Raw genomic sequence first — 24272 nt, 5'->3', positions numbered from 1 at the left:
TTTTTTCTTTTCACGAGGAGTGCCAATGCGGGCAGCAATCGTCGGCGCCGGATCGCTCGGCACCATCATCGGCGCCTTCATCAGCAAGGCCGGCCGGGATATTCATCTCATCGACAGCAACGCCGAACACGTCAGGGCGTTGAACGAGCATGGGGCCACCGTCACGGGGTCGGTCAACTTCACTTCGCCGGTCTGCGCGTTCACGCCTGACGCGCTGTCCGGCGCGTATGACCTGGTCTTCCTGCTGACCAAGCAAACCAGCACGCAGGAAACCTTATCCTTGCTGCAAGCGCACCTGCACGCGGACACCACCGTATGCACCTTGCAAAACGGCATCCCCGAGCTGCTCGTCGAAAAGATCGTTGGCAAGTCCCGCACCGTGGGCGGCGCCGTCGGATTTGGGGCGACATGGCTGCGGCCTGGCGTTTCGTCGCTCACATCGAGCAAGGAAGCCCTGGAGAACTCGGCGTTCGAGATCGGGGAGATGGACGGCGTCGAACGCCCCAGGCTCGCGCTCATCAAGGAGTACCTGGAATGCGTCGGGAGCACCAAGATCCTGAGCAATCTGATGGGCATCCGGTTTTCCAAGCTGTTGATGAATGCGACCTTCAGCGGCATGTCGGCCGCCTTGGGCTGCACGTTCGGCGAAGTGCTCCGCGATCCCAGGGCCATGACATGCCTGGCCTTCATTGCCGACGAATGCATCAAGGTCGCCCATGCCCAGGCGATTCGACTGGTCCCCATGCAGGGAGAGGATTTCGAGCGCTTCAAGCTCGGCAGCGCGCTCGACATCCCGGGCAAGATGCCCCTCTACCGAAAGATCTGGTCCCAGCACGTGGCGCTCAAGGCCAGCATGCTGCAGGACCTGGAAAAAGGCCGCGCCACCGAGATCGACTACATCAATGGCGTCGTCTGCCGCCAGGGGCGGGAGCACGGCGTTTCCACGCCCTTCAATGACAAGGTCGTCGAGATCGTGTCGGCGGCCCAGCGCCGGCAAGCCCTGACCTCGTTCGACAACCTCCGGGAATTCAACGGCCTGCTGGAACGCCATGCGGGCGCGCTCCCCGACGGCGCCGCCTGGGCAGCCTGATTCTTGATTCCTGATTCTCGCTTCCCGTTTCTTCGCCCCGTTCATCACCGCCATTATTGCGATTGGAGTCGTTTCCATGTCTCGTCACAACAAGAAAGTCATCATCACCTGCGCCATCACCGGCGCGATCCACACTCCCACCATGTCCGCCGCCCTCCCTTACAAGCCGGAGGACATCGCCAGGCAAGCGATCGATGCCGCAAAAGCCGGGGCCGCGGTGCTCCACCTGCACGCCCGCCATCCTGAAAACGGCGCCGTGTCGATCGATCCCGAACACTTCATGCGCTTCCTGCCGCAGATCAAGGCGGCGACCAATGCGGTCATCAACCTGTCTACCGGCGGCAGCCTGAGCAATACGATGGAAGAGCGCATCGCGCCGGCCCAACGCGTTTCTCCCGAGATGACCTCGCTCAACATGGGCAGCATGAACTTCTCGATGCATCCTCTCGCAGACCGCTACAAGGACTGGAAATTCGACTGGGAAGAGGCGTACCTGCGCAATTCCGATTCCTACATCTTCCGCAACACGTTTCGCGATATCGCCTTCAGCGCGAAGGAGCTTGGAGAGAAGCACCAGGTCAGGTTCGAACACGAGTGCTACGACGTGGGCCACCTGTACAACCTGAAATTCTGCGTGGACGCCGGCATGTTCAAGGGCCCTGTCTTCATCCAGTTCATCTTCGGCATCCTGGGCGGGATCGGCGCCGATATCGAGAATCTCGTCTTCATGAAACGCACTGCCGATCGCCTTTTCGGCGACCAGTATCAATGGTCCGTATTAGGCGCCGGCGCCGCCCAGATCAATTTCGCGACGACCGCCGCAACCATGGGAGGCCACGTCCGGGTGGGCCTGGAAGACTCGCTCTTCATTTCCCGCGGGAAGCTGGCGACGTCGAATGCGGAGCAAGTGACCAAGATCAGAAGGATCCTGGAAGACCTCGGCCACGAGATTGCCAGCCCCGATGAAGCCCGGGAAATCCTCGGCCTGAAAGGCGCCGACAAGGTTTCTTTCTGACAGCCGACCGCCCATAAAAAATCAAAGGAGACATGATGAACCAACCCGTTACCAGGCGCCTGCAGCCCCGCCCTCTCGTCACGGCGATGCAACGCGCCATGAAACATGCAAGCCTCGCGGCGTCATTGCTGCTGCTGGGCGCAAGCGCCGCGCAGGCGCAGATCTCGAACGACAAGATCAGGATAGGCTTCGTGACCGATATGTCGGGGCCGCTCGCGGACAACGACGGGCCCGGCAGCCTGGAGGCCATCCGCATGGCGGTGGCCGACGCCGGCGGCAACATCAATGGCAAACCCATCGAGATCCTGTCGGCCGATCACCAGAACAAGGCCGACAACGCCTCCGCGAAGGTACGGGAATGGGCTGACGTGCAGCACGTCGACATGGTCATCGGCGGCGCCAATTCCGCCGCCATGCTGGCGGTGAACCGGCTGGTCGAGAGCAAGAAATTCGCTTTCCTGGTCGTGTCTGCCGGCGCCACCCAGTTCACCAACGAAGAATGCACGCCCTACACCGTGCAGTACGCCTACAACACGACGGCGGTATCCAGGGCGCTGACCACCGCGGCCATGAAGCAAGGTGGCAAGTCGTGGTACTTCCTGACCAGCGACTACACCTTTGGCCACTCCCTGGAGGCCGAGGCCAGCAAGATCGTCAACGAACAGGGCGGCAAGGTCCTCGGTCGCGTACGGCATCCGCTCAACTCCGAAGACTTCTCGTCATTCCTGCTCCAGGCGCAGGGATCCAAGGCGGACGTGCTGGCCCTGGCTTCGTCCGGCAGCGACACCCTGAACGCCATCAAGGGCGCACGCGAGTTCGGGCTGACCAAGACCATGAAAATAGCCGGCTTGCTGCTGTTCATGAACAACATCGACAGCATCGGATTGAAGAACGCCCAGGGCCTGCTGCTCTCGGAACCCTGGTACTGGGATCAGAGCGACGCATCGCGCGCTTTTGCCAAGCGCTACTTTGCGAAGACCAAGCGCATGCCCAATAGCCTGCAAGCGGCCAGCTACTCCGCCACGGCCAACTATCTGGCCGCGGTGAAGGCGATCGGGAGCGATGATCCGGCCAGGGTCCTCAAGCAGATGCGCTCGGTCGGCGTGAACGACATGTACGCCAAGGGTGAAATCCGCCCGGACGGTCAGATGGTGCACGACTTCTATCTGTACGAGGTCAAGAAGCCGGCCGAATCCAAGGGGCAATGGGACTATCTGAAGCTGGTCTCCACCACTCCGGGCAACGACGCCTATGGATCGCTGTCCGATTCCAAGTGTCCGGCGGCCAAGCGACCATAGTCGATTGGCCGGGCGGATTGCCTCCGCCCGGCCGCCCGCGGGGCTATCCGCTTTCCTCACTTGCTGGCGGCCGACCTCGCCTTGTGCGCGCCCACCATGGCTCCCAGCATTTCGCCGCCCAGGCCCTCGGCGCTGCTTTTCCTCAATGCCGCTTCCATGGCCGTCCCGAGCATCGCCGAATTGGCCGCTGCGGCCGTCATGTTGTTGTAGTAGCCGAGATCCTTGCGGGCGTTGTCGATGCTGAACTTCATGCCGTCCGCACGCCCTTCCAGGATGCCGCCGGCGAGCATCTGGAAGATCCCGCTGTTGGCGCCGCCCTTGCTCACCACCTCGAAGAACTTGCGCTGGTCCACGCCGACCGCCTCGCACATGGCCAGCGCCTCCGCCGCCAGGGTGGCGGCGCCGATGGCGAGGAAGTTGTTGAGCAGCTTCAGCTTCTGGGCGCTGGTAGTGCCGCCGATATGGAAGATGTTCTCGCAGAACGCCTCCAGCACCGGCCTGACCTGCGCGAAGGTGGCATCGTCCGCTCCGACCATGGTGTTCAGGCGGCCTTGCATGGCCTCCACCGGCGTGCGCGCCAACGGCGCATCGACGAACTTGATGCCCTTGGCGGCCAGCCGCTCGGCAATCTTCACGCTGGACGACGGTTCGCTGGTGGAGCAGTCGATCACCACCTGGCCGCTGCGCGCGCTTTCCAGGATGCCGCCGGCGCGAAACACCAGGTCCTCCACCTGCACCGAGCTGGTCACGCACAGGATGACGGCGTCGGCGCCGTCCACCAGGTCCTGTACGCTGGCCGCCTCGCGCGCGCCTTCGGCGACCAGCTCCTCGACCGGCTTGCGGTTGCGGTGGCCCATCACGCTGACCTTGAAACCCTTGGCGAGGAGGTTGTGCGCCATGCCCTGGCCCATCATGCCTACTCCGATGAATCCGATGTTCTTCATGATTGTTGAAATGATCCTGTGAAAATAAAAACCCGGCGCGGCCTGGCCGCGCCGGAGCGAATGGATGCGTCGCGCGCCGCTTCGACGTTTATTTCGGCATGTATTGCGACAGGTCGGCCAGCGGCGCGCCGGCGGCGGCCTCATACGACTTGGCCAGGTTGCCGTTCTTCATGTTGGTCACCACCCAGTTGTTGATCCAGCCCAGCAGCGCGGTGTCTTCCTTGCGCACGCCGATGCCGTGCGGCACCACCTTGACGGCGAACTTGGTTTCGATGGAGCGACCCGGGTTCTTGCGCGCGGTGGTGGTCACCAGTTCGCGCGCGGTGCCGATGGCGTCCACCTGGCCCGACAGCAGCGCCACGGTGTTGGTAGAGTCGTCGTCGTAGCGCACCAGGATCGTGCCCTTGGGGACGATGGGGGTCAGCAGCGTGTCCTGCAGGTTGCCGCGCACCACACCTACGCGCTTGCCGACCAGGTCGTCCAGGCTCTTGATCTGCAGCTTGCTTTCCGACGCCACCACCGACTCGGAAGCGCTATAGGGCACGCTGAAGGCAATCACCTTGGCGCGCTCGGGCGTGATGCTGAACGACGCGATCACGATGTCGGCCTTGTGGGTCAGCAGGAAGGGCACGCGGTTGGGTCCGGTGACCTGCACGATCTCCAGCGCCACGCCCAGATCCTTGGCCAGCATCCTGGCGGCGCTGACGTCCGAGCCGTAAGGCTGGAGCTTGTCGTCGGTCATGCCGAAGGGCGGCGAACCGAGGTCGATGGCGACGATGATCTTCTTGCGCTGGCGGATCTCGTCCAAGGTGTCCGCGCTGACCGATTGCACCAGGCAAAGCAGCCCGATCAAGGCGGCCAATAGATGTTTGAAGCTGAAGTTGACGAATTTCATACGGTCTCCTGATAGATGGTTTTTTCTCTTGTTTTACTGCTCGCTTGCGTTGCTGGAACTGCGACTGCAAAAAACAAATCCCGCCGAATGGGAAAATCGAACCATCCAGGACCGGAGAGGCATAAAAAGGAGGGAGGGGAAAACGACAGGCGCGACCATGCCGCCATCGCGCGGCGATGGGCTGCAAGCCTTGATGCTGTCCTGAGTTCGTCTCCGCCAATGGCGTACCGGTGATGGCGCCGGCCGCCGCTTTTTATGGTTCTTGATTCTGTCGCGAGGCTCCGGAAGGCGCCGGGCCCGCGTTGAAAACGACACTACGCGCGGGGCCCGGCACTGTCCAGCGAAACAAATTCATCACGTGATAACCAGCGGCGAAACGTGCGCCCGCGCCCGCCGCCAGAAAATTCCTGCGAAATGGGGGCGCGGAACCGGCTATCATTTCCGGCGATGGGGGACCGCCGATCCGACCGGCGGCAAGAAAAACGACTAGGGAAATGCATGGCCTTCTCGCTGGAGAAATTCGAGGCGCACGTCTACCGGCGCGAACATGAAGCCGCGTTGCATGCGCTGCTCTCGCTGCTGCATGACATCAACCAGCAGCATGGCGATGTCGGCGCGCGCTTCCAGGGGCAGCGGCCGAGCGTGCTCGATGAGCGCGATACGCAACAGCACGTGTGGACGCGCGTCGCCTCTGCCGTCTCCGCCCTGTTTGCGGATGCCGCATTCCATATTCCCTCGCAATGGCTGCACCAGGCGCTGGCCAATCACCGCTGGATCGCGCCGATCTTCGCGGCCAGCGCTTTCGGCAATGCCGACCATGTGATGCGCACCCTCAACCGCAATGCCGGGGAAGATCTCGCCAACCTGGCGCTGGCCAATCGCGACCTGCTGAAATTCTGCCTGCTGTATTCGGCCCAATCGGACGTCCCCCTGAACCTGGAGGCGCTGTGGCAACGCGACAAGCCGCTCGCCGCCGGCCTGTGCCTGGCGCTGCTGTCGCCGCGCTTCATGGGATCGCGCGCCGCCCATGAGCAGCGTGAGAAGCTGCTGCCCTGGCTGGCCGGCAAGCTGTGGGAGATCGAGGATCTGGACCAGCTGCCGATCGACGTCCTGCACGCCGTATACATGAACTGCAGCTACGCCACGCTGGCCGCCAAGCACGACATCAAGAAACCGATCAACGCGCTCATCGCGCGCCGGATCCGGAAGGCCGGGCTGGATGACCTCGATACGCCGGCGCACGCCGGCCCGGGCAAGCCGGTGCTGCTGGTGCTGGTCGAATGGTTCAACTCGGGCCATTCGATCCACCGCACGCACTCCCTGTCCATCCAGGCGGCGCGCGCGCATTTCCACGTGGTCGGCATCGGCTACGACAAGAACGTGGATGCCGGCTCCAGGGACGTCTTCGACGAATTCGTCGCGCTGCAGCCCGGCCCGATGCAAAAGCAACTGGCGCAGATCCGCGCCGAGTCGGCGCGCCGCTGCGCGCAGGTGTTCTACATGCCCAGCGTGGGCATGGCCGCCATCACCATGTACGCGGCCAACCTGCGCATGGCGCCGCTGCAGGTCATGGGACTCGGCCATCCGGCCACCGCCCATGCGCGCGCCATCGACTACGTGGTGGTGGAGGACGACTACGTCGGCGATGCCGGCTGCTTCAGCGAGAAGCTGCTGCGCCTGCCGCCCGAGGGCATGCCCTATCGCCCCTCGGCGGCGCTGACGAAAACGGCGGCGGCGGTGGCGACCATCCGCGCGACGCCTCCCGCGGTGGTCAACATTGCCCTGTGCGCCACCACGATGAAGCTCAATCCGGCCTTCCTGGAGGCCTGCTCCCGCATCGCCGAGCGCTCCGCCGCGACGCTGCATTTCCACTTCCTGCTGGGCGACGGCACGCGCCTGATCCATGCGCTGGCCAGCAAGCTGGTGCGCCAATACCTCGGCGAGCGGGCGACGGTCCACCCGCGCCAGCCCTACGATGCCTACCTGCAGGTCGTCGCCGGCTGCGACATGTTCTTGAACCCCTTCCCCTTCGGCAACACCAACGGCATCGTCGATACGATAGGTGCCGGATTGGTCGGCGTCTGCAAGACGGGCGCGGAGGTGCACGAGCGCATCGACGAGGGACTGTTCAGGCGCTTCGGCCTGCCGGACTGGCTGGTGGCGCGCAGCGTCGACGAGTATGTGGAAGCGGCGCTGAGGCTGGCCAACGACCATGCCGAACGCTCCCGCCTGCAGCGCGAGCTGGCCGGCCCGGACAAGCTGCAGGTGCTCTTCGAGGGACGGCCCGGGATCATGGGCCAACGGTTGCTGGCCTTGCTGGCGCAGCGCGGCGCGCCTGCGCGGGCCGGCTAGATCAGCCCCAGGGTCAGGCCCTTCAATGTGGCCGCCGCGCGCGTCGAGCATTCGAGCTTGCGGAAGATGCTTTCCATGTGGGTGCGCACGGTCGACGGGCTGATCTGCATGACGCGCGCCGCCTCCTTGTTGCTTTCGCCCAGGCTGACGCGACGCAGCACCTCGACCTCCCGTTCCGACAACAGCCCCTTGCGCACCGGCGCGGCGGTATCGCCGCCGGCGGCCGCGAGGACGAAGCCGACCGCCTGCGCGTCGAACAGGCCGCGGCCGGCCTGCTCTTCCAGCAGGCGGCCGGCGTCTTCCCGGCTCAGCGCGGCCCGCCATGGACGCGGAGCGCACAGCGCGGCATAGGCGCCGGCCGCGGCCAGCAGGCGTTGCGGCAAGCCCAGCGAGTCCCTGTCCAGGCTGCGGAAATAGCCGCTGCCGTCCAGCCGCTCGTACATGTGCGAGGCCAGCGCCGCCTCATCGCGCAGCAAGGGTTCCAGCGCGCCGGCGCGGGCCGTCCAATAGGGCGCCAGCCGGATCTTCTCCCAGTCGGCGCTGCTCGGCTTGTCGGCGCGCTCCCACACCGTATTGGCGACCGAGGCGCGGCCGATGCCGTGGATCAGCGCCGCCCGCGCCAGCCGCTGCTGCTGCTCGGGCGACAAGCCGGCCAGGGCCGCGCCGCGTTCGGCCAGCTCGGCCACCCGGCGCGAATAGCCGGTCAGCCAGGGCAGCTTCAATTCGATCAGGTCGGCCACGATGTGCAGCGGCACCGGATGCGCCGGCAGCGCCGCGCCGCCGTCATCCTCGGGCTGCTCCAGCAGCGCCAGCAAGGCGGCGGCGTGGGTGGCGGCCAGCTCGGCGAAGGCGGCCGGGTATTTGACGTCGCCCCAGCCGCGCATCATGCGCGCGGCGGTGGCCTGGTCGTGGGTGCGCGCCAGGATTTCCAGGTCGCCGGCCAGGCTGGTGTAGTAGACCGCATCCGGGATCTCGGCTCCGCGCAGGCGCTGCGGCGCGCCGCTGCCATCGTGGCACTCCCATACATGGCGCAGGCCGGCCTCGACCTGCGGCGGCAAGCCCAGCATGCCGGCCACGTCGCCGGCCACCTCGCAGTGGATGCGCGCCAGCGGCTCGACGTTGACGAAGGTCAGCGGATGGCCGGGCGGCAAGGCATGCCGCAGCATGGCGTCGCGCCCGCCGACGTCGTCCCCCAGCAGCGCCGCGAAGCCGGCGGCGTTGGCGGTGCAGCCGGACCAGCGCAGCAGCGCCACCAGGCGCGCATGCAGGGCGCCTTCGGCATCGGCGCCGCCCAGCAGCGCGATGCGCTCGGCCAGGCGCGCCGAGCGCAGGGATTGGTCGGTCGGCTGCCCCATGCTGAGGTCGCCGGCCATGGCCAGCAGGCGCAGCGCCGCATGGACGGGAACGGTGGAAACCGGGGACATGGCGGGAACGGTGTTGTCGGATGGCATCCCGGCACTCTAGCGGCAATGGCCGGCGCGGGCAAGGCAAGCAGCGGGCGCGGCAAACCCGGGGGTCGGTCAATTGACCGATACCGCCGCCCGGACCGTTTTCCTACACTTGCTTCACCGATTCCGAACCACCCCTCATCAAGGAGAACGTCATGAAAGCATTGTCCCCCCTCTTCAGCCTCAAGACCGGCCTGGGCATCGTCGCCGCCGCAGCAGCCTTTGCCGGCGCCAACGCCATGGCCGCCGCCCCCGCCGCCGAGCAGCCTTCGGTGGTCATCGTCCACGGCGCCTTCGCCGACGGCTCCGACTGGGCCAAGGTGATCCCGCTGCTGCAAGCCAAGGGCATCAAGGTCACGGCCGTGCAGAATCCGCTGACCTCGCTGGCCGACGACGTCGCCGCCGCCAACCGCGCCATCGACAACCAGCCCGGCAAGGTGGTGCTGGTGGGCCACTCCTGGGGCGGCACGGTGATCACCGAAGCCGGCGTCAACGACAAGGTCGCCGGCCTGGTGTATGTGGCCGCCTTCGCCCCGGATGCGGGCCAGGCTACCGGCGAACTCGGCAAGGACCTGCCGACGCCCCCGGGCATCGGCAAGCTGTCCGTCGACAAGGCCGGCTTCGCCAGCCTGCCGGCGGCTGCCGTGGCCAGCGATTTCGCCCAGGACGTGCCGGCCAAGCAAGCCGCGGTGATGGCCGCCACGCAAGGCCCGATCGCGCTGAAGGCCTTCGGTGAAAAGGTCAGCGTGGCCGCATGGAAGACCCGCCCGAGCTGGTACATCGTCAGCAAGAACGACCGCATGATCCAGCCCGACCTGGAACGCGCCTTCGCCAAGCAGATCGGCGCCAAGACCAGCGAACTGCCGACCAGCCACGTGCCCCAGCAGTCGCGTCCGGCCGATGTCGCCAAGGTGATCCTGGACGCGGTCGCCGCCACCGCCAAGTAAGCAACCGCCCTCAGGCTACCGGATCATCCGCCGCCCGCTTCTTGCGGCCGGCGGATTTTTTGCGCTTGCGGCGGCTACTCGCGCAGGCCGCCCACCGCCATCACGTCCCAGCACGCGCCCATGGTGTGGTAGTCCACCTTGCCGGCCGGCGACTTGGTGTCTTCCAGCTTGGCGCCGTCGGCGGCCAGGATGCGGAACCAGGCGCCGTGCTCGTGATCGACCAGGTGGCGCCAGCTCCAGGCCCAGAGCTCGTGGTACTGGCGGCGGAAGTCGTCCTCGCCGGTGGCGCGCCACAGTCGCCAGGCGCTGGCGAAGGACTCGGCCTGCACCCAGAAATACTTGTGGCTGTCGTAGGGCTGGAAGTCCGGATCGAAACCGTAGATCAGCCCGCCGTGCTGCAGGTCCCAGCCGTGCCGCCAGGCCAGTCGCTGCAGGGTGGCGGCGCGCTCGATGTAGCGCGCATCCGGCGCGTGGCCCTGCGCGATCAGCAGCAGCTTGGCCCACTCGGTCTGGTGCCCGGTCTGGAAGCCCCAGGGCTTGAAGATATTGTCGGGGTTGCCCTTGTTGTAGTCGGCGTCCACCAACCAGTCGCGCCGGTAGTGCTCCCACACCAGGTCGCTGGTCTGCGCGGCCAACCCGAACGCGAAGGTCTCGATCAATTCCTGCGCGCGCGCGAGGTAGCGCGCCTCGCGCGTGGCCTCGTATGCGGCCAGGCAGGCCTCGCACATGTGCATGTTGGCGTTCTGGCCGCGATAGTCGATCAACTGGCCGGCGGGCGTGATCTCGTCGGCATAGGCGCGGTGCGCCGGCTCGTAGAAGAATTCCTCCATGCGGGCGAAGGCTTGCGCCACCGGAGCGGCGTCGCACAGGCCGATGCGGTGCGCGTGCGCATAGGCCAGCAGCACGAAGGCCTGGCCGTAGGCCATGACGGTGCCGTCTTCGATCCGGCCCTCCTCCAGGGTCCAGGCGAACAGGCCGGCCAGCGGGCCATCCTCGTGCCGGAAGCGCTCCAGGTGCGCCAGCGCGTGCCGCGCCTGTTCCCGGTAGCGCGCATCGCCGGTGTGCGTGAATGCCATCGCTTGCGTAAACACCAGCCGCGTGGCGCTCACCAGGTGTCGGTGGGTGCGGTTGTAGACGGCGCCGTCGTCCTTCAGGTAGTGGAAGAAGCCGCCTTGCGGATCGATCGCGTGGCGGTCGTAGAAGGCCAGCGTGCGCGCCACGTGCTGCTCTAGGAAGCGGCGGCTTTCGAAGTCGGGAAGATGGGTGCTCATCGGTTCTCTTTCGGTTGCGGTCATTGCGCCGATTCCTTCTGGCGCCATTTGTCGAGGATCACGGCCAGCACGATCACCGCGCCCTTGGCTACGTACTGCCAGAACGACGAGAGGCCGAGGATGGTCAGCCCATTGTTCATCACGCCGATGATGAGCGCGCCCACCACCGTGCCCCAGATGCTGCCCACGCCGCCCATCAGGCTGGTGCCGCCCAGCACCACCGCAGCGATGGCGTCAAGCTCGTAGCCGCTGCCCCAGTTGCCGTTGGCGCCGTACAGGCGGCTCGACGACATCGCCCCCGCCAGCCCGGAGAACAGCCCGCTGATCGAGTACACGAACAGCAGCACCAGGCCCACCCGCACGCCGGTCAGGCGCGCCGCCTGCAGGTTGCCGCCGATGGCGTAGATGTGCATGCCCAGCACCGTCTTGCGCAGGATCACCCACGACGCCAGCACCACCGCGACGGCCACCCAGATCAGCCACGGCACGTGCAGGAAATCGCCGTTGCCTATCCACTCGAAGCTGGGGATGTCGTTGTTCAGGACCGTGGTGCCGTCGGCCAGCAGGTAGGCCGCGCCGCGGAAGGCCGTCATGGTGCCCAGCGTCACCACGAAGGCATTGATGTTGAGGAAGGCCACCATGGCGCCGTTGATCAGGCCCATGGCCAGGCCCGAGACGATGAACATCGGAATCGACCAGCCCGGCGCGGCCGTGAGCGACACCTGCATGCCCAGCACCGCCGACACCGCCAGCACCGAGCCGACCGAGAGGTCGATGCCGGCCGTGAGGATGACGAAGGTCATGCCGGCCGCCAGCACCAGGTTGATGGCCACCTGGCGCAGGATGTTCATGGTGTTTTCCGGCGTGGCGAAGTTGGAGGTGCCGTCGCCGCTGAGGTAGATCGTCAGCGCATAGAAGATCAGGTACAGCACCACCAGCACCGGCAGCATGCCCAAGCGCTGCAGCATGCGCTCGGAGATACGGCGGGATTTGCGCGGCGCGGCGTGGTCGGCGTTGGGGAGGGTATTGGATTCAGCCATGATGATGAACGGAAGAAGAGGATGGGCCCGGGGCGGGCACAATGCCGGCGCTGCCGGGCATGTCGGGACGATGGTCGCTGTCAGTGGCCAGGCGCATGATGTTCTCCTGCGTGATGTCGGCGCCGGCCAGCTCGCCGCTGATGGCGCCCTCGCGCATCACCAGCACGCGGTCGCAGATGCCGATCACCTCCGGCAGCTCGCTCGATATCACGATCACGGCCACGCCCTGCGCCGCCATCTTGCGGATGAACTGGTAGATCTCGCTCTTGGCCAGGATGTCCACCCCGCGCGTGGGTTCGTCCAGGATCAGCACCTTGGGCGCGATCTCCAGCCAGCGCGCCAGCAAGACCTTCTGCTGGTTGCCGCCGGAGAGCTTGCCCACCTGCACTTCCGGATGCGCCACCTTGACGTTGAGCCGGCGTATCGCGTCGATCGCGGTGGCGCGCAGCGGAGCGCTCCTGAGCAGACCGGCGCGGGTATGGCGGCCGGCGACGTTCATGGTCGCATTGGCGCCCACCGACATCTGCAGGAACAGGCCCTGACCCTTGCGGTCTTCCGGCACGTAGGCGATGCCCTGGCGCATCGCCGCGCGCGGATCGGGCGTGGCGATCGGCCGCCCCTCCAACCGGATCTCGCCGGAAGCCTTGGGATCGGCGCCGAACAGCAGCCGCGCCAGCTCGGTGCGCCCGGCCCCGACCAGGCCGGCAAAGCCCAGCACCTCGCCCAGCCGGACCTCGAAGGAACACGGCCGCACCTTGCCGCCGGCCAGGTTGCGGGCCTCCAGCACCGGCCGGCGGCGCGCCGCCTCTTCCGGCGCCATGCGCTCATGCTGGTAGAAGTCGGACAGCGAGCGCCCCACCATCATCTGCACGATGCGGCCGGGGTTGACCTCCGAGGGCGTGAGCTCACCCACGAAGCCGCCGTCGCGCAATACCGTGACGCGGTCGGCCAGCGCGTACACCTCGGCCATGCGGTGGCTGATGTAGATCACCGCCAGCCCTTCGTCGCGCAGGCGGCGCACCACGGCGAAGAGATGCTCGGTCTCGCGCTCGGAGAGCGCCGCGGTCGGCTCGTCCATGATCACGATGCGGCTCTTGTGCACCAGCGCGCGCGCGATCTCGACCTGCTGCTGCTCGGCAATGGAGAGCCGGCCGGCGCGGTCCGAAGCCTCGAAGGCCGCGCCCAGCTGCGACAGCACGGCGTCGGTGCGGCGCCGCATCGCGGCGTGGTCGATCAGGCCCAGGCGGGTGCGCAGCTCGCTGCCCATGAACACGTTGGCGGCCACGCTGATGTTGGGCGCCACCGCCAGTTCCTGGTAGATCAGGTTGATGCCGGCCGCGCGGCTGGCGCCGGGGTCGCGCAGCGAGACCGGCTTGCCGTCCAGCAGGATCTCGCCGCTGTCGGGCGCGTACACGCCGGAGAGCACCTTCATCAGCGTGCTCTTGCCGGCGCCGTTCTCGCCCATGAGCGCGTGGATCTCTCCGGAGCGCACCGTGAGCTTCATGTCGACCAGGGCGCGTGTGGCCCCGAACGACTTGCAGATGCCGTTCATCTGCAGGATGGGAGAAGATGTCATCGGATCAATGGCGTGGGAATGCGCCCCGCCGCAAGCGGCGGGACGCAGGTTGATGACGGGAAGAACCGATGCCGCGCGGCGATCAGTTGTGCACCCAGCCCTTGTAGCTGCCGACGTTGTCGCGCGTGATCAGCTGCACCGGCAGCAGCTTCACCGGCTTCTCCGGCGGGCGGCCGTTCATCACCGCGTAGCCGATGGCCACGCTCTCGGCGGCCATGCCGTACGGATCCTGCGCCGGCGAGGCGGCGAACAGCGACTTCGCGTCCTTGAGCGCGCGCTCGGCATCCGGCGCGCCATCCACGCCGCTGATCAGCTTGACGTCGGTGCGCTTGGCCTGGCGGATCGCCAGCTCGGCGCCGATCGCGGTGGGGTCGTTGATGGCGAACACCGCATCGATCTTGGGATGGGCGGCCAGCAGGTTGGACATGGTCGACATCCCGCCGTCGCGGCTGCCGCCGGCGTTCTGGTTGTCGGAGAGGATCTTGATGCCGGGCGACTTCTTGAACTCGGCCTTGCAGCCGGCGGCGCGGTCCATCACCGCCGACACCGGCGGGCCGTTGACGATCACCACATTGCCCTTGCCCTGCAATTGCGCCGCGATGTACTTGCACGATTCGGCGCCGGCCATGGTGTTGTCGGACATGACGGTGACGTCGGCGCCTTCGGCCACCACGTCCACCGCCACCACCACGATGCCGGCCTTCTTGGCCTTCTTCACCGCCGGGCCGATGCCCTTGGAGTCGGCGGCGTTGACCACGATCATGTCGACCTTGTTGGCGATGAAGTTCTCGATCTGGCCGACCTGCGTGTTGAGGTCGTACTTGGATGAGACCACGGTCACCTTGGCGTCCGGGTTGATCTTGTGCACGCCGCTTTCGGCGCCCTTGGAAATGGCCACGAAGAAGGGATTGGCAAGGTCGCCTAGGGTTACGCCGACGGACTTGAGCGGCTTGTCCGCGGCCGTCGCCATCGAGGCTGCCGACGCCAGGACCAACAACGAACCTGCCGCCACGAGTGATTTCTTGATCATGCTTGTCTCCGGGATTGGGTTATATGTTTTGGTTGAAGCTCACTGCCTGCACTACGCTGACTAACACTGCTGTTGCTGTTGTTGCTGTTGTTGCTGTTGTTGCTGTTGTTGCTGTTGTTGCTGTTGTTGCTGTTGTTGCTGTTGTTGCTGCTATTGCTGCTATTGCTGCTATTGCTGCTGCCACTGCTCGCCATGTCCGGCCTGCTGGCGGACACGAATGATCAATCGGGACTGCGGGACGATGGCCTGCGCCTGGCGATCAATCCCAACGGAACAACACATGCGCGCGCGACCGCGTCGCCTCGATCAGCTCGGCGTTGCGCTCGTCGCTGTCGCGCACCCAGGCCTGGGCCTGCGCCGGCGCGCGTCCATGGCGCACATGGCGCGCCACCAGGCGTTCGCGCCGCAGCGCGGGGTCGACGTCCACATACCAGGCTTCGTCCAGCAGCGGCAGCACGCCGGCCCAGTAGCCGCGTTCGAGCAAGAGGTAATTGCCTTCGGTGATGATGAGCCGGGTCGCCGGCGGCACCGGGATGGCGCCGGCGATGGCTTCCTCGATGTCGCGCAGGAAGGTCGGCGCATAGACCACTTCATCGGGGGCCTGGCGCCTGAGCCGATGCAGCAGGTTGAGATAGCCGGCGCTGTCGAAGGTGTCTTCGGCGCCCTTGCGGCCGGCGCGGCCCAGCCGCGCCAGTTCGGCGTTGGCGAGGTGGAAGCCGTCCATCGGCACGATGGCGGCGCGCTCGCCGGCATGTTCCAGCAGCGCCTGGGCAAGTGTGGACTTGCCGCTTCCGGGCGGGCCGGCGATGCCGAGCATCGTACGCGCGCCGCTTGCGAGCAGGCGATCGAGCCTGTCGCGGTAGACCGTCGAAATCATGTTCGACCATCCTTATGGTTATTGCCGGCTGTTCTGCGAGCCGGCTTGTCTCCGCCATTCAGGAGACGGCGGCCGTGACTGCCGCTCCCTGTCCTGCGCTACGTTCCCGGGCTTTGGCGATACCCGTTTATCGAACGTTGTCGAAAAGATTTTCGATTGGATTGCGATCCAAGCTTCCAGTTCCGTCAAGAAATTGTACGTGAGTTTTTCCGTCGGACAAGGCAAATCCTCACAGTGCTAAACGGATTTTTGCCCTTTCGTCAAGCTCATCCGGGAACTCATCCCGCAAAGTTCTGACTATTGTTCAGGTTCCAACTTTGCATTTTTTATTGCGCTGCAATAGCGGTAGCGCCCATGACGGCATCGCCATGAAAAATCGCCCGGTCGGTTCCTGCCAGCAATGGAGCTTTATGTTTTTCAAGCACGCTGGTTGCAGCCACGCAGTGTTTTCCGGCAGAAAAAATTTCCGCCCGGAATCTCGAAAGTCCTTTACTGGAGCGGCTTTCTAGCCATGAACAGATGAATGGAGGCGCAGCCCCCCCGAACCGGGCCGGTTGCGTTTTTCCAGGCATTGAGCACGCTTCGGAGCGCCGGGCCCCACGACCGGCGTCGTAGAAAATGCGAAGACCCGGGAGGTTCCGGCAAGAAATTTTCATGCACTGCAACTCGCACTCCCCATCCACGCAAGAAGCAATAAGAAACAGGGTTCATCTCATGAAAAAACTCGTCGCAAGCGCCCTCCTCACCCTCTCCCTGGCTGCGGTGGGCACAGCCTATGCGGCGCCGGCCCCGGTCACCGGCTCCACTCCCATCACTTTCGACAACACCGGCACCACCACCGCCATCAGCCACGTGTTCGGCAGCTCGGATGCCGGCAAGAGCTTCCTCGAAAGCTATACCTTCAGCTACAGCAACCTGTTCGACCTGACCTCCGGCGTCATCTCGACCTCGCTGCGCGCCAACTCGCAGCTGGAGCTGACCAGCTTCACGCTGACCGGCAACGGCAACACCTACTATGGCGTCAAGACCACCGCCGGCGGCTTCCAGACTTACTCGCTGGATGCATCGAACCTGGCCGCCGGCAACTACACGCTGACGGTGGGCGGCAACGTGCTGGGCAGCTCGGGCAGCTTCGCCGGCACCCTCAATGTGGCGCCGGTGCCGGAAGCCTCGACCATGGCAATGATGCTGGGCGGCCTCGCGCTGGTCGGCTTCGCGGCCGTGCGCCGTCGCCGCAAGGATGGCGTCAGGCTGGCGCAGGGCGGCATGGCGCTGGCCTGATGGCATGACGTGGCATGACTTGCCGACCGCTACGGCCGGCAAGCGCAGGTGAAAAAGAAAACGCCCCGATGGCAATCCATCGGGGCGTTTTTCATGCAAGCGCGATTTTGTTCAGCCGGCCAGCGCGGCGGCGTCGGGCACTACCGTGGCATAGCGGTCGGCCAGCTCGGCCAGCGCGACGCGCTGCAACTGCCGGGCGCCGATGGGCTCGCCGCCCAGCGGATCGGGCAGGTCGCGCGTGGCGCAGGCCGCGGCCACGACGGTGGAGGCGTAACCGTGGTCCAGCGCCGAACGGGTGGTGGCCGAGACGCACATATGGGTGGCGAAGCCCGCGATCACCAGCGACTTGCGGCCGGTCTTGCCGAGCTCCTCGTCCAGCGTGGTGCCGGCAAACGAATTGGGCAAGCCCTTGCTCACGACCGCCTCGCCGTCCCGCGGCTCCAGGCCGGCGATGATGGCGAATCCCGGCCCCTGCGGGTCGAACAGCAGGCCGCCGGGCTTGCCCTGGTGCACCACGTGGATCACCGGCGCGCCGGCCGCGCGCGCCTGGCGCAGCAGCTCGGCGATCTGGCCGACGGCGGCGTCGATGCCGTGCAGCGGCACGCGCCCGGTGGTGTACTCGGCCTGGTGGTCGATGATGACCAGCGCGGCTTCCTGCCACGAGGGAATGCGCGGCGAACCGCCGGCGATCTGGACCAGGGTCTGGGGTGCTGCCATGGGGACTCCTCTGTTTGGGGTGAACGATGGCGTCATCTTAGCCAGTCCGGCGCAATGCTGCCGGCCGGCGCACGGTTGCCGCCTTGACATGCCCGGCGGCGGTGCTCCCGCGCCTGTTGCGCGCGCACCGCGGCAAGCCCGCCGAAGCCGCCCGCAGCGCGGCTCGGCAAGGGATCCGGTGCTATAATCGCCAGCCTTTGAGGAACCGTTCGCCCACCGCGCAGGCTGGCTCCGCAGGCGTCCCGCCACGCCGTCGCGCGGCCCCGGCCCCAGTCCCCAGTCCCTTGCGGCGCCCGCACTTCCGGACGCGCTCGCTGTGCTTCTCGCCAGACTGACATTTATGCAGAAAAAAGTATTCATCAAAACCTTCGGCTGCCAGATGAACGAGTACGACTCGGACAAGATGGCCGACGTGCTCAACATCGCCGAAGGCCTGGTCAAGACCGATCGTCCTGAAGAGGCCGACGTGATCCTGCTCAACACCTGCTCGATCCGCGAGAAGGCGCAGGAAAAAGTGTTCTCCGACCTCGGCCGCTTCCGTTCGCTCAAGAAAAGCAACCCCGACCTGGTGATCGGCGTGGGCGGCTGCGTGGCCTCGCAGGAAGGGGAAGCCATCGTCAAGCGCGCGCCCTTCGTGGACGTGGTGTTCGGCCCGCAGACCTTGCACCGCCTGCCGCAGATGATCTCCGAGCGCCGCTATACCGGACGGCCGCAGATCGACATCAGCTTCCCCGAGATCGAGAAGTTCGACCACCTGCCGCCGGCGCGGGTGGATGGCGCGACCGCCTACGTCTCGATCATGGAAGGCTGCAGCAAGTATTGCAGTTACTGCGTGGTGCCCTACACCCGCGGCGAGGAAGTCTCGCGCCGCTTCGAGGACGTGCTGACCGAGGTGGCCGGACTGGCCGAACAGGGCGTCAAGGAAATCACCCTGCTGGGCCAGAACGTGAACGCCTATCGCGGCGCGATGGAAGACGGAGAGATCGCCGACTTCGCCCTGCTCATCGAATACGTCGCCGAGCTGCCCGGCATCGACCGCATCCGCTTCGTCACCAGCCATCCCAAGGAATTCTCGCAGCGGCTGATCGACGCCTATGCCCGCGTGCCGCAGCTGATGGATTACCTGTACCTGCCGGCCCAGCACGGCTCGGACCGCACGCTGGCGGCCATGAAGCGCGGCTATACCGCGCTCGAATACAAGTCGGTGATCCGCCGCCTGCGCAAGGTGCGGCCCAACCTCAAGGTCGCCTCCGATTTCATCGTCGGCTTCCCCGGCGAGACCGAGGAAGATTTCCAGGCGCTGCTCAAACTGGTCGAGGACGTCGGCTTCGACAACAGCTTCTCCTTCATCTTCAGCCCGCGCCCCGGCACGCCGGCCGCCGGCCTGGCCGACGACACCCCGCAGGAAGTCAAGCTCGATCGCCTGCAGCGCCTGCAGGCGGCGATCAACGACAATGCCGCCAAGATCAGCCAGTCCATGCTCGGCAGCGTGCAGCGCGTGCTGGTGGAAGGGCCGTCCAAGCGCAACCCGCAGGAGCTGCAAGGCCGCGCCGAGAACAATCGGGTGGTCAATTTCGACGGCGGCCCCGAGGGCGCGCGCCTGGTCGGGCAGCTGGTCGACGTCGTCATCGTGCAAGCCTTCCCGTTCTCGCTGCGCGGCGAGATCGCCATCACCTCATAATTCCGGACGCCCTCCTTGAAAAAAATCCCCAACCAGCCGCAGCATTTCATTCCCCAGCCGCTGGACAACAAGCGCCTGGCCAACCTGTGCGGCGCGCTCGACGAGAACCTGCGCCAGATCTCGGCGGCGCTGGACGTGACCATCTTCCGCCGCGGCGACAAGTTCATCGTCACCGGCACCAATGCGCCGCGCGCGGTGGAGGTGCTGGAGCGCTTCTACGAGCAGGCCGGCCGCCCGGTCGCGGTGGACGACATCCAGCTGGCACTGGTGGAGCAACGCGCCAACGCCGCCGCCGATGAAGATGCCGGCCTGCCGCCGGCCAGCGCCGCGGTGCGTCGCGCACGCAAGGCCGAGGCGCCGGAAGCCGAGCGCGCGCCCGATGCCGACGACCACACCCTGCCCGACAGCCCGGTGCTCAAGACCCGCAAGCACGACTTGCGCGGCCGCACCCCGCACCAGAGCCAATACCTCAACGCCGTCCTCGATCACGACATCACCTTCGGCGTCGGCCCGGCCGGCACCGGCAAGACCTACCTGGCGGTGGCCTGCGCGGTGGACGCGCTGGAGCGCGACGCCGTGCAGCGCATCGTGCTCACGCGCCCGGCGGTGGAAGCCGGCGAGCGGCTGGGCTTCCTGCCCGGCGACCTGGCGCAGAAGGTGGATCCCTATCTGCGCCCGCTGTATGACGCGCTGTACGACCTGCTCGGCTTCGACCGCACACAGAAGCTGTTCGAGAAGCAGGCCATCGAGATCGCGCCGCTGGCCTACATGCGCGGCCGCACGCTGAACCACGCCTTCATCATCCTCGACGAGGCGCAGAACACCACGCCGGAACAGATGAAGATGTTCCTGACCCGCATCGGCTTCGGCAGCAAGGCGGTCATCACCGGCGACGTCACCCAGGTCGACCTGCACCACGGCCAGAGGAGTGGCCTGGTGGATGCGCTGTCGGTGCTCAACAACGTGCGCGGCATCGCCTTCTCGCGCTTCACCAGCGCCGACGTGGTGCGCCATCCGCTGGTGGGCCGTATCGTCGACGCCTACGAGGCCGTCGGCAACGCCAAGGCGCCGGCGCCCGAGACCGCCCGCGCCAGCGCGCGCCCCGCCCCCAACCCCTTGACCAAATCAGCCAGGCCCCGCAATGCCAAAACCTAAACTCACGCTGTCGGTGCAATACGCCGACGACCGCCTCAAGGAAACCATCACCCGCCCCATGCTGCGCCGCTGGGTGCAGGCCGCGCTGTTCGCGCCGGCCGAACTGACGCTGCGCTTCGTGGGCAGCGAGGAAGGCCGCGAACTGAACCGCGACTACCGCGGCAAGGACTACGCCACCAACGTGCTGACCTTCGCCTACACGGAAGACGAGGACGCCGAGGTGACCCAGGCCGACATCATCTTCTGCACCGACGTGCTGGAGAAGGAGGCCGCCGAGCAGAACAAGAGCGTCGAGGAACACACCGCGCACCTGGTGGTGCATGGCGTGCTGCATGCGCAGGGCTACGACCACGAGGACGAGGAAGACGCCGTCGAGATGGAATCTCTGGAGACCGAACTGCTGGGGGAATTGGGTTACGCCGATCCCTACGTGCGGCGCTGAAAACGCGGACGCGGAAGAAAAGCCGGCATGCGCAAGCATGGCCGGCCTTTTTTTGCCCCGCGGATAATATGGCGCGCCGGCAATATTGGCAGGCTGCCATCCACGACGGATGCGCTTTTGGCGCCACCGATACCGAAAACGAAAAAAACATATCGGTCTGTCAACCGACTCAGGGTTTTCCTGCGTTATTAGCCGCCCATTTTCAGGAAAATCCCGATGGCTGCGAAAATCGCCGTGGACAACAATCCTCTCACCACTACTCGGGAGGATGTCATGAAAAACTTCAAGATCGGCCAACGCCTTGGCTTAGGTTTCGCAGCACTGCTTATCCTGCTGGTCGCCATCGCCGGTTTCGGCCTGCGCCAGGTTTCGCAACTCAACGATCGTATCGAATTCCTGACATCCGTCGACGAAGGCAAGCTGATGGCGCTGTCCAAAGTGCAGTTCGCCGTCGGCCTGCGCGCCATCGCGGCGCGCAACCTGGTGCTGGTCTCCAGCGCCGCCGAACAGAAAGGCGACATCGAACTGGTGGGCGCCGCCCAGAAAGACATCGACACCGGCATGGAAGAACTGGCCGCGCTGATGAAGCACCCCGAAACCTCCCCGCAGGAACGCCAGATGCTGGACCAGCTGCGCGCCCTGGAAGCGAAGTACCTGCCGATCGCCATGAACATCGGCAAGCTGGCCACCTCGCAGCAGACCGAGGCCGCCCGCACCGCCCTGGTCAAGGATTGCATGCCCATCCTGAACCAGGTGATCGGCCACATCTCTGCATTTAACAAAGTGCTGCACGCCAACTCCAAGGCCAACGTCGATGCCGCCGAAGAAGCCTACTCGATCGCCAAGTGGACCATGTTCGCCACCAGCGTGCTGGCCCTGATGCTGGGCACCCTGATCGCCTGGCTGCTGACCCGTTCGATCTCCCGTCCCCTGCAGGAAGCCGTGAACGTGGCCCAGAACGTGAGCGCCGGCGACCTGACCAGCCGTATCGAAGTCAAGAGCACCGATGAGCTCGGCCAGCTGATGAGCGCCCTCAAGGGCATGAACGACAGCCTGGTCTCGATCGTCGGCGAAGTGCGCTACGGCACCGACACCATCTCGGTGGCGTCGGATGAAATCAAGCGCGGCAACATGGACCTCTCCAACCGCACCGAACAGCAAGCCGGCTCGCTGCAGGAAACCGCCTCGGCGATGGAAGAACTGACCGCCACCGTGAAGCAGAACTCGGAGAACGCCGCCGAAGCCAACCGCCTGGCGGAAAACGCCTCGCAAGTGGCGGCCAAGGGCGGCGCCGCGGTGGGCCGCGTGGTGGACACCATGAACTCGATCAGCGAATCGTCCCGCAAGATCGTCGACATCATCAGCGTCATCGACGGCATCGCCTTCCAAACCAACATCCTGGCCCTGAACGCCGCCGTCGAGGCAGCCCGCGCCGGTGAAGAAGGCCGCGGCTTCGCCGTGGTCGCCGCCGAGGTGCGCAGCCTGGCCCAACGTTCGGCCACCGCCGCCAAGGAAATCAAGGGCCTGATCGACGACTCCGTCGCCAAGGTCGAGATGGGCGCGCAACAGGTCAACGAAGCCGGCATCACCATGCACGATGTGGTCGACAGCATCAAGAGCGTGACCCACATCATGCACGACATCAGCGCCGCCAGCCGCGAACAGACCATGGGCATCGAACAGATCAACCGCGCCATCGTGATGATCGACGAAGCCACCCAGCAGAACGCAGCCCTGGTGGAAGAAGCCGCCGCGGCCGCCGCCTCGATGCAGCAGCAGACCAGCACCCTGACCGATGTGGTGAGCGTGTTCAAGATGGAAGAAGCGCAGGTCCTGCCGGCCCTGTCGGCCCCGCGCAGCCGCAAGCTCGAAGTCCCCGCCCTGGGCGGCCTGGGCATGGGCGCCCTGGGCTACGCGGCCTGATCCGAACCTGAAGTGGCAGTACGGTAGTGGCAGCAGCAGTGAAGCAGTGCCGTAGCAAGTGGTAGTGAGATAGTAGTGAGGTAGTAGTGAGCTGTAGCAGTTGTTTTTTGTTTGACTTCCCTGAGGTAACTTCGCCGGCATCCACGGATGCCGGCTTTTTTTTGCCCGGCGCTGCCGCGAACGGGCCGGCAACGTGGCATTTCCCGCATGCAACTGCCGCCATCTGCGCGCAAGCGCTGGCGCTGCGGCGGCTGGCCCGGCGGTTTAGTGGATTTGTCACATAATTGTTGTATCCTATGGCTCTCGAAACTACGTCGGGCTCGCGCCTAACGCCATGCAAGATCACCCTAGTAGCGTCAGGTCTGACGCTAAACCCCATCGTTCGCTGTTCGAACGACTCACCGCACTGATTTCCCCCGAACCCGAAAACCGGGCAGAACTGCTCGAAGTCCTGCACGACGCGCATGAGCGCAACCTGATCGACGCCGACGCCCTGTCGATGATCGAAGGCGTGTTCCAGGTCTCCGACCTGGCCGCGCGCGACATCATGGTGCCGCGCTCGCAGATGGACACCATCGACATCAGCAAGCCCATCGACACCTGGATGCCCGACGTGCTGTCGACCTCGCACTCGCGCTTTCCCGCCGTCGATGGCGAACGCGACAAGGTGGTCGGCATCCTGCTGGCCAAGGACCTGCTGCGCTACTACGCCGAGGAATCCTTCGATGTGCGCGACATGCTGCGCCCGGCCATCTTCATCCCCGAATCCAAGCGCCTCAATGTGCTGCTGCGCGACTTCCGCGCCAACCGCAACCACATGGCCATCGTGGTCGACGAATACGGCGGCGTGGCCGGCCTGATCACCATCGAAGACGTGCTGGAACAGATCGTCGGCGACATCGAGGACGAATACGATTTCGACGAAGCCGAAGACAATGTGCTGGCCCTGAAAGACGGCCCCGCCGGCGCGCGCTGGCGCATCAAGGCGCTGACCGAGATCCGCCAGTTCAACGATGAGGTCGGCGTGCGCCTCGAAGACGAGGACGCCGACACCATCGGCGGCCTGGTGGCCAACCATGTGGGGCGCGTGCCGCGCAAGGGCGACGAGTTCGACATCGACGGCCTGCATTTCGAAGTGCTGCGCGCCGACGCGCGCCAGGTGCATGTGCTGCTGGTCTCCAAGTTGCCGCCGGCGCCGCCCGACGAAGAATAACTCCCCCGCTTTCCCGTGAACTTCACCTTCCGACAAGACGCCCCCGGCCCACGCGGCCGCGCGGGCGCGCTGCCGCT

Annotated in this window: 21 protein-coding genes; 12 read left to right on the top strand and 9 right to left on the bottom strand. The window is 65.7% G+C overall.

The features are described 5' to 3' along the window. Positions 1 to 25: 25 nt before the first annotated feature. The 3 genes from Herbaro_RS03770 to Herbaro_RS03760 all read left to right on the top strand — a co-directional run bounded on the left by Herbaro_RS03770 (position 26) and on the right by Herbaro_RS03760 (position 3403). Entirely contained in the window at positions 26 to 1090 is a 1065-nt protein-coding gene (locus Herbaro_RS03770) for a ketopantoate reductase family protein (protein ID WP_275012511.1), read from the top strand. Between the two features lie 76 nt (positions 1091 to 1166). Continuing rightward, positions 1167 to 2105, top strand: coding sequence for a 3,5-dioxohexanoate:acetyl-CoA acetone transferase (locus Herbaro_RS03765; protein ID WP_275012510.1), 939 nt, complete (start codon positions 1167 to 1169; stop codon positions 2103 to 2105). A 98-nt stretch (positions 2106 to 2203) separates the two neighbouring features. Beyond that, complete coding sequence (locus tag Herbaro_RS03760; protein ID WP_275012509.1) at positions 2204 to 3403, top strand: ABC transporter substrate-binding protein; 1200 nt, start codon at positions 2204 to 2206, stop codon at positions 3401 to 3403. Positions 3404 to 3459: 56 nt separating this feature from the next. On the opposite strand, the gene Herbaro_RS03755 is transcribed toward Herbaro_RS03760, so the two are convergent. Further along, entirely contained in the window at positions 3460 to 4491 is a 1032-nt protein-coding gene (locus tag Herbaro_RS03755) for an NAD(P)-dependent oxidoreductase (protein ID WP_275012508.1), read from the bottom strand. Continuing rightward, positions 4436 to 5242 carry a transporter substrate-binding domain-containing protein gene (locus tag Herbaro_RS03750; protein ID WP_275012507.1) on the bottom strand — a complete coding sequence of 269 codons (807 nt, stop codon included), beginning with the start codon at positions 5240 to 5242 and terminating at the stop codon, positions 4436 to 4438. The genes Herbaro_RS03755 and Herbaro_RS03750 overlap by 56 nt, the downstream gene beginning before the upstream one ends. Positions 5243 to 5740: 498 nt before the next feature. Here Herbaro_RS03750 and Herbaro_RS03745 point away from each other — a divergent pair, with 498 nt between their 5' ends. Next, positions 5741 to 7594 carry a peptide transporter gene (locus Herbaro_RS03745; RefSeq protein ID WP_275012506.1) on the top strand — a complete coding sequence of 618 codons (1854 nt, stop codon included), beginning with the start codon at positions 5741 to 5743 and terminating at the stop codon, positions 7592 to 7594. Here Herbaro_RS03745 and Herbaro_RS03740 read toward each other — a convergent pair. Continuing rightward, positions 7591 to 9045, bottom strand: a complete 1455-nt coding sequence (locus Herbaro_RS03740) for an HD domain-containing phosphohydrolase (protein ID WP_275012505.1) — start codon at positions 9043 to 9045, stop codon at positions 7591 to 7593. The two genes, Herbaro_RS03745 and Herbaro_RS03740, sit on opposite strands and share 4 nt — an antisense overlap. 152 nt (positions 9046 to 9197) lie before the next feature. On the opposite strand from Herbaro_RS03740, the gene Herbaro_RS03735 reads away from it, so the two are divergent. Beyond that, complete coding sequence (locus tag Herbaro_RS03735; protein ID WP_275012504.1) at positions 9198 to 9989, top strand: alpha/beta fold hydrolase; 792 nt, start codon at positions 9198 to 9200, stop codon at positions 9987 to 9989. 74 nt (positions 9990 to 10063) lie between these two features. On the opposite strand, the gene Herbaro_RS03730 is transcribed toward Herbaro_RS03735, so the two are convergent. The 4 genes from Herbaro_RS03730 to Herbaro_RS03715 all read right to left on the bottom strand — a co-directional run bounded on the left by Herbaro_RS03730 (position 10064) and on the right by Herbaro_RS03715 (position 14906). Continuing rightward, the gene (locus Herbaro_RS03730; protein WP_275012503.1) at positions 10064 to 11260 is read right to left on the bottom strand and encodes an AGE family epimerase/isomerase; all 1197 of its coding nucleotides are present in this window, start codon (positions 11258 to 11260) and stop codon (positions 10064 to 10066) included. Positions 11261 to 11280: 20 nt separating this feature from the next. Continuing rightward, a complete protein-coding gene (locus Herbaro_RS03725; RefSeq protein WP_446719303.1) occupies positions 11281 to 12300 on the bottom strand; it encodes an ABC transporter permease subunit in 1020 nt (339 codons plus the stop codon). Continuing rightward, positions 12293 to 13876 carry a sugar ABC transporter ATP-binding protein gene (locus tag Herbaro_RS03720; protein WP_275012502.1) on the bottom strand — a complete coding sequence of 528 codons (1584 nt, stop codon included), beginning with the start codon at positions 13874 to 13876 and terminating at the stop codon, positions 12293 to 12295. Before Herbaro_RS03720 ends, Herbaro_RS03725 begins: the two co-directional genes overlap by 8 nt. Positions 13877 to 13958: 82 nt before the next feature. Next, on the bottom strand, positions 13959 to 14906 hold the full coding sequence (locus tag Herbaro_RS03715; protein ID WP_275012501.1) for an ABC transporter substrate-binding protein: 948 nt from the start codon (positions 14904 to 14906) through the stop codon (positions 13959 to 13961). Positions 14907 to 14929: 23 nt separating this feature from the next. Between Herbaro_RS03715 and Herbaro_RS03710 the strand changes: the two genes are divergently transcribed. Beyond that, entirely contained in the window at positions 14930 to 15127 is a 198-nt protein-coding gene (locus Herbaro_RS03710; protein WP_275012500.1) for a hypothetical protein, read from the top strand. Positions 15128 to 15165: 38 nt separating this feature from the next. Here Herbaro_RS03710 and Herbaro_RS03705 read toward each other — a convergent pair whose 3' ends face one another. Then, positions 15166 to 15783: a nucleoside/nucleotide kinase family protein gene (locus Herbaro_RS03705; protein ID WP_275012499.1), complete on the bottom strand. Its 618-nt coding sequence runs from the start codon at positions 15781 to 15783 to the stop codon at positions 15166 to 15168. 714 nt (positions 15784 to 16497) lie between these two features. On the opposite strand from Herbaro_RS03705, the gene Herbaro_RS03700 reads away from it, so the two are divergent. Then, entirely contained in the window at positions 16498 to 17064 is a 567-nt protein-coding gene (locus Herbaro_RS03700) for an FxDxF family PEP-CTERM protein (protein ID WP_275012498.1), read from the top strand. A gap of 111 nt (positions 17065 to 17175) precedes the next feature. On the opposite strand, the gene Herbaro_RS03695 is transcribed toward Herbaro_RS03700, so the two are convergent. Continuing rightward, entirely contained in the window at positions 17176 to 17781 is a 606-nt protein-coding gene (locus Herbaro_RS03695) for a cysteine hydrolase family protein (RefSeq protein WP_275012497.1), read from the bottom strand. A gap of 340 nt (positions 17782 to 18121) precedes the next feature. Between Herbaro_RS03695 and miaB the strand changes: the two genes are divergently transcribed. The 5 genes from miaB (at position 18122) to Herbaro_RS03670 (ending at position 24195) form a co-directional block, all read left to right on the top strand. Continuing rightward, on the top strand, positions 18122 to 19462 hold the full coding sequence (gene miaB / locus Herbaro_RS03690) for a tRNA (N6-isopentenyl adenosine(37)-C2)-methylthiotransferase MiaB (protein ID WP_275012496.1): 1341 nt from the start codon (positions 18122 to 18124) through the stop codon (positions 19460 to 19462). 15 nt (positions 19463 to 19477) lie between these two features. Beyond that, positions 19478 to 20617, top strand: a complete 1140-nt coding sequence (locus Herbaro_RS03685) for a PhoH family protein (RefSeq protein WP_275012495.1) — start codon at positions 19478 to 19480, stop codon at positions 20615 to 20617. Further along, on the top strand, positions 20604 to 21059 hold the full coding sequence (gene ybeY / locus Herbaro_RS03680; RefSeq protein ID WP_275012494.1) for an rRNA maturation RNase YbeY: 456 nt from the start codon (positions 20604 to 20606) through the stop codon (positions 21057 to 21059). Before Herbaro_RS03685 ends, ybeY begins: the two co-directional genes overlap by 14 nt. A 273-nt stretch (positions 21060 to 21332) precedes the next feature. Further along, positions 21333 to 22982, top strand: coding sequence for a methyl-accepting chemotaxis protein (locus Herbaro_RS03675; protein ID WP_275012493.1), 1650 nt, complete (start codon positions 21333 to 21335; stop codon positions 22980 to 22982). A gap of 334 nt (positions 22983 to 23316) precedes the next feature. Continuing rightward, the gene (locus Herbaro_RS03670) at positions 23317 to 24195 is read left to right on the top strand and encodes a CorC family transporter (RefSeq protein WP_275012492.1); all 879 of its coding nucleotides are present in this window, start codon (positions 23317 to 23319) and stop codon (positions 24193 to 24195) included. Positions 24196 to 24272 lie beyond the last annotated feature (77 nt).

This window comes from Herbaspirillum sp. WKF16 (genome assembly GCF_028993615.1).
In the GTDB taxonomy this organism is placed as follows: Bacteria; Pseudomonadota; Gammaproteobacteria; order Burkholderiales; family Burkholderiaceae_D; genus Herbaspirillum.
Note: the sequence above shows the minus strand (reverse complement) of the source record. Positions and strands in the feature narration are given on the sequence as shown.